Genomic DNA, 5,516 nt, shown 5'->3' with positions numbered 1-5,516 from the left:
ACGCCTCGACCTCTCCAATCGTCGAGGCGCGCTCCTTCGCCTCTGGATCGACGCTCATCTGTTCCCCTGGTCAGGAGTTCGCAACCACCGAACGCGTCCGGTATTATACCGTTGCGAGATTTAGTTGGAACAGATGACACGCAGGTCGTCCCCTACCGTCGGGGAGATTTTCGCATCGAGCGACCACCCTTCCGGAGGGGAGCACGTGCGTGTGCTCCCGCGGTTCGGACGCGATGATGCTCCGGATGCCGCGTGATACCGCCGCCGCATCGCATCTCCCGAATCGGCCGACAATCTTCCCCAAAAACGAAGAGGCCCGCGATGGATTCGCGGGCCTCTTCGTCTTGTGCCGTGCATCTGCCGTCAGCCGTGCATCTGCACGAAGTCGTACGGGGGCCAGGGGCCGGTGAGGTCCATGGCGAGCGCGCCGTTCACGCGCCCCAGCTCCTCCACGCGGTCCTGGAACGCCACCGAGCCCGTGCGATCCACCAGGAACGCGGCGCTCAGCAGGCGGCGCCCGCCCTTGCGCTGGAACGGGATCGCGGCGTGCGCGGTGCGGCGAAGCTCGGCGTAGATGTGCGTCACCAGGTCCAGCGCCAGCGACTCGGACAGCCCCGCCTCGGTCAGGTCCACGTGCAGGCGAAACTCCCAGCGGCCCTCCACGCGGGCCAGCGCGCCCTTGAGCGTGCCGTACGCCTCGGTGAGGAACTTCTCCACGTCGCCGTCGCTCGCGAACGTGACGCCGATGGGGGCGGGCACCACCGTGCCGCGCAGCAGCGCGCGGTGCACCTCCCAGTGGCGCGCCTTCACGTCCTCCGTCCCCGTCGCCCCCACCGCCGATGCCGGGCAGAGCAGCGCGGCGATGTCGCGGTACGGCACCAGCGTCACGCCCAGGCGCGCATCGGCCGCGTCCCAGGCGGGCGTTCCCTCTGCCTCCACCGGCACGACGGCCAGCAGCGTGCGCAGGCCCGGCGCGGACGGCAGCGCCTGCGCGACAGATACTTCCGGCGGCGGCTCGGCAGCCAGGTGCTCGGTGGGCCCTTCACGCAGCGACTCTTCGGCGTGCGAGTCGGCGCGCTCGGCAGCCGAGGGGGGAAGCCCATCGTGCTCGCTCACGGCGCGAAGCCCGGCGCCAGGAGCGCGAACAGCTCCGTCTGCGGGTGCGGGGTGGTGATCTCGGGCCCGTTCTCGCCCATGTACACGTCCACCTCGGTGCGGAAGCCCACGTCGCCCGGCAGGTAGATGCCCGGCTCCACCGAGAAGCCCACGCCCGGGATCAGCGCCCGCGTGTCGCGCGATTCTAGGTTGTCGATGTTGGGCCCGGACCCGTGCAGCTCGCGGTCGATGGAGTGCCCGGTGCGGTGGATGAAATTCTCGCCCCAACCGCGCTCCACGATCACCGCGCGGCAGGCGTCGTCCACCTCGTATCCCGCCACGGCCTCGCCCGCGTCCCAGCGCGACCGCACCAGCTCGCAGGCGGCGAGGCGCCCGTCGCGCGCGGCCTCCCACATCTTCTGCAGCCGCTCGGGCACCTCCGCGCCCACGTAGCCCATCCACGTCTGGTCGGCGTAGATCGACTCCTCGTTCTCCTTGCCCCACAGGTCGATGAGCACCAGGTCGCCCTCGTGGATCGCGGCGTGGTGCTCGCGCGTGGGCGCGTAGTGCGGGTTCGCGGCGTTGCCGTTGACCGCCACGATGGTGTCGCCGCCCACGTTCAGCCCGCGCCGCAGCAGCTCGCCCTGCACCCACTCGCGGATCTCCAGCTCCGTGGGCGCGCCGCCGTCCCGCACCGCGCGCGCGATCCGGCGGAAGGCTTCCAGCGCCGTCTCCTGGAGCACCACGGCGGCGCGGCGGTGGCCGGCCAGCCCCTCGTCGCTCCAGCGCGCGTAGAAGGTGGAGACCAGGTCGCCGGACGAGACCACCTCGGCCCCGGCGGCGCGTACCATCTCGATCACGCCGGCCGGCGTGCGGTCCACGTACGGCACCGCATCTCCCGCCTCGTACTCCATCGCCACCTTCCCCGCCCCGCCCACGAGCGCCGCCAGCCCCGCCTCCAGCTCGCGCCAGCTCAGGTACGGGCGGTTCTCGCCGATCCACCCTGTCCACGGCTGCTGCTCGATGCGGTGTGTGAGCGCCACCGGCCCGCCCTGCGCGGGGATGAAGACGAACCAGCGCCGCGTCATGGCGGGCAGGCCCAGCATCTCGCTCGCCACCGCGTTGTTGGCCCTGAAGCTGTACAGCAGCCAGCCGCCCAGGCCCCGCGCGCGCAGCTCATCCTGGATGCGCGCGACGGTTTGGGCGGTGAGCGAGACGGTCTCTTCCACTACGGCCATGGTTCGTCGGGTCGGGTTGAGTGGGGTCGGGAGATGTGGATCAGGGCTCGGCGCCGGGCCACTTGGTGCCCACGATCAGGGAGAGGCCCAGGGCGCGCTCGCGGGTGAGCAGGCGGTGCACCTCGCGCTCGCGGATCACGGCGCCGCGCACCCCGCGCCAGCCCCAGCGCTTGAGGGCGCGCCACAGGATGCCCAGCCGCTCCCGTAGCGTGAAGATCTCGGAGAAGTCCGGGAAGGGGCCGCCCGCGCCCGCCGTGGGGCGGAAGGGCGACGGCTTGTCGGACCAGTCCTCCACGCGCAGGTCCACCACGCCGGCGTCGCGCAGCAGCTGCTTCCACTCCACCAGGATCATGGGCCGGGCGCCCAGGTGCCGCACCAGAATCTCGCGGCGGTGCGGGTCCACGTTGCCCGTCCAGATGAGCTGCACCAGCACCACCGAGCCCAGCGGCTTGGTGACGCGCACCAGCTCGCGCACCGCTCGCGCCGGGTCGGCCAGCGCCGCAAGCCCGATCTCGCCCACGGCCACGTCGAAGATGCCGTCGCGGAAGGGCAGGTCGTCGGGCGCCGCGGTCTGGAAGCTGACGCGGCCGTCCAGCTCCGCCGCGCGGGCGCGCTGCTCCGCCTGGGCGGTGAGGTGCGCGTCGGCGTCCACCCCGGTCGCGTCCACGCCGTACGTGCCCGCTAGGAAGAGCGTGGAGACGCCGCGTCCGCACGCCGCGTCGAACACCTCCTGGCCGGGGCGCAGCTCGGTGAGCAGCGCGATCTTTCGGTACAGCTCCTCGCCGCCGGGGGGGAACACCACGTCGCGGCTGAGCCGCACAAGGTCCAGCATCGAGGGTCCGCCCTCCCGCCCGGCGGGAATCGGCGGCCCGTCCGCGCGCGGAGCAGGCATGGCGAAAGGTATACGCACCCCCCGTGCCCCCGCCACCCGACGTGGTGGGCGGCGTTCGTACGACTTGTGATCGAAGATGCGAGGCGGAGGCGAAAGGGCGGCGCATGCGGAAAGACGCCCCCTCCCCCGGCCCCTCCCCCGCAAGCGAAAGAGGGGATAACTGCTTGCAGGCATGTGCCTTAGCGCGAGCTGGAACTTCCCGCGTCGCGATCTCGCCCCCCGTCTCGATGCGACGACATGCAAACGCGCAACCCTCACCCCCACCGTGATTTAAGCTCCCCTCCCCCAGGCAGTTTTGGGGGAGGGGCTGGGGGAGGGGGCCCCTCCCCCGTCACGCGAAACCGCCCGGAGATCGCACATCCCAATCCCCGGACCCGCCCCAAACGAAAGCGCCGCCCCGAATCCTCGAGGCGGCGCTGTTCTGATCGGCGTTCTGATCGGCGTGCTTGGCGGCGAGTTCTACAGGTGGATGCCGTAGACGACGAAGCCGGCGCGGGCGTACCAGGTGCCGGCGCGGGTGTTGGAGTCCTTGAACCCGCCGCTCAGCGCGAAGCTGCTGTGGCTGCTGGTGGTTACGCGCACCAGCGGCCCGACGGAGTAGGCGTGGTACGACGGGCCGCTCGTGGCGCTCTCGAACACTGCTTCGGCGCCCGCCTTGATGGCGTGCGTGCCGTACGTGGCCACGGGCACGGTGGCCTGCGCCTGGTTCCACGTGTAGTCCGACGAGATGGAGTAGGTGGCGATGCCCTGCAACTCCGGCCCGCCGCCCGTGCCCCAGTAGTTGCCCTGCAGGGCCACGTTGAAGCCGTCCTTGCCGCCCGCCCCGTCCACGATGGGGCCGTTGTCCTCGTTCTGGATCGTGTAGCCCACACGAGCCTCCACCGAGCCCGTGGGCATGCGGTACGACGCGCCGACCGACGGCGTCACGCCGAAGCGGTCCACGCTGCCCGGACCGGACGGGTTGAAGCCCAGGTGGAAGACCTGCACGCCCAGCACCGGCTGGAGGCCCAGGCCCCCCGGCCGAACGGAGGCGCCCACCAGCTGCACGTTGGTGTCGTAGCCGTCGATGGAAGCCGTGGCGTATGCCGTCAGGTCCTGCCCGGCCGCCGGAACGGCCACAAACGCCGCTCCCGCCACCGCCGCGGCGAGCGCCCGCCGCACCCATGCCGCCCGTGCACGCATCCGAATCATCATCCGCTCCTCACCGAAAAGTTATGCCTTCACCGGCCCGCGCCCGGCGCCTGCCGAGTCCCGGCCTCTGCTACTCGTTCTGCCGGCAGTCGCGGCGCTAACGGAAGTTCCGTGCCCGAAACACGCCAAGCGTTCATCCCCCGCCGCCGGAACGCGTCGGAAGATGCTGTGGCGCGAGCGCTTTCAACCGGTTGCGCAGAAAGAGCTTCGGCCGGAACGCATCCTCCGCGTCCCGGCCGAACATCTCCATCCTCCCGGCTCGCCCGCACCCGCCGGAGTGTCTCGGCTGAGGCACATCGACCGACACGTTTTGACGCCGTCCGGCCATGCGCATCCCCTCGCGAGGAAGGGCCAGCAGCTCAGTGCCGCTCGCCCTCCCCACCGCCTTGCACGTCGTCGTCGCCGCGGGGGCGGAGGAGGGGTTCCACGACGGCCTCGCCCACGCCGTGCCCCTCCACGCGGGTGACCTCGAAGCGGACGTCGTCGTAGGTTACCGTGTCGCCCACCTCGGGCGGGCGGCCCAGGAGGGAGAGGATGAGGCCGCTAACCGTGTCCACCTCGTCGTGCTCCAGCACCAGGTCCAGCTCCTCGCCCACCTCCTCGATGCGCACTGTGCCGGCGACGAGAAGCCGTCCCGCGGGGTCCCGGCTCACCTCGGCGGGGTGCGTGCTGCCCTCCTCGATCTCGCCCACCACCTCCTCGAACAGGTCCTCGATGGTGATGATGCCGGCGGTGCCGCCGTGCTCGTCCATCACCACCGCCATCTGCGTGCGGGCCTCGCGCATGGCGGCCAGCACGCGGTCGATGGTGGCCGTCTCGGGCACGTACGGCACCGGGCGCGCGTCGTTCTCGTGCACCGCGCGCCGGTTTCGCAGGCGGCGGAAGAGGTCCTTCACGTGCACCATCCCGGCGATGTCGTCCAGGCTGCCGCGATAGACGGGATAGCGCGTGTGCGGGGCGGAGCGGATGATGGCGGTCGCCTCCGCGAAGCTGGCGCCGACCGGGATGCCGGTGATGTGCACGCGCGGCACCATCACCTCGCCCGCGGTGAGGTCGCCGAACTCCAGCAGCTCCTGAAGCACCTCTGCCGACTCAGCCCG

General features: G+C 71.4%; 5 protein-coding genes. All 5 read right to left on the bottom strand.

Annotated elements, in window-relative coordinates; genetic code table 11:
• Positions 1–363: 363 nt before the first annotated feature.
• On the bottom strand, positions 364–1,116 hold the full coding sequence (locus tag VFE05_11100; GenBank protein ID HET6230606.1) for a GvpL/GvpF family gas vesicle protein: 753 nt from the start codon (positions 1,114–1,116) through the stop codon (positions 364–366).
• Complete coding sequence (locus VFE05_11095) at positions 1,113–2,333, bottom strand: Xaa-Pro peptidase family protein (GenBank protein HET6230605.1); 1,221 nt, start codon at positions 2,331–2,333, stop codon at positions 1,113–1,115. Before VFE05_11095 ends, VFE05_11100 begins: the two co-directional genes overlap by 4 nt.
• Positions 2,334–2,373: 40 nt before the next feature.
• Positions 2,374–3,165 carry a methyltransferase domain-containing protein gene (locus VFE05_11090; GenBank protein HET6230604.1) on the bottom strand — a complete coding sequence of 264 codons (792 nt, stop codon included), beginning with the start codon at positions 3,163–3,165 and terminating at the stop codon, positions 2,374–2,376.
• 519 nt (positions 3,166–3,684) lie between these two features.
• Entirely contained in the window at positions 3,685–4,419 is a 735-nt protein-coding gene (locus tag VFE05_11085) for a hypothetical protein (protein HET6230603.1), read from the bottom strand.
• A gap of 356 nt (positions 4,420–4,775) precedes the next feature.
• The coding region (locus tag VFE05_11080; GenBank protein HET6230602.1) for a hemolysin family protein at positions 4,776–5,516 on the bottom strand (741 nt) is incomplete at its 5' end.

The organism is Longimicrobiaceae bacterium (assembly GCA_035696245.1).
In the GTDB taxonomy this organism is placed as follows: domain Bacteria; phylum Gemmatimonadota; class Gemmatimonadetes; order Longimicrobiales; family Longimicrobiaceae; genus DASRQW01.
Note: the sequence above shows the minus strand (reverse complement) of the source record. Positions and strands in the feature narration are given on the sequence as shown.

Bases quoted from the DNA above. Each gene is read 5' to 3' on its own strand.
- VFE05_11095 (HET6230605.1), bottom strand. From the start codon at position 2,333: ATGGCCGTAGTGGAAGAGACCGTCTCGCTCACCGCCCAAACCGTCGCG.
- VFE05_11090 (HET6230604.1), bottom strand. From the start codon at position 3,165: ATGCTGGACCTTGTGCGGCTCAGCCGCGACGTGGTGTTCCCCCCCGGC.
- VFE05_11085 (HET6230603.1), bottom strand. From the start codon at position 4,419: ATGATGATTCGGATGCGTGCACGGGCGGCATGGGTGCGGCGGGCGCTC.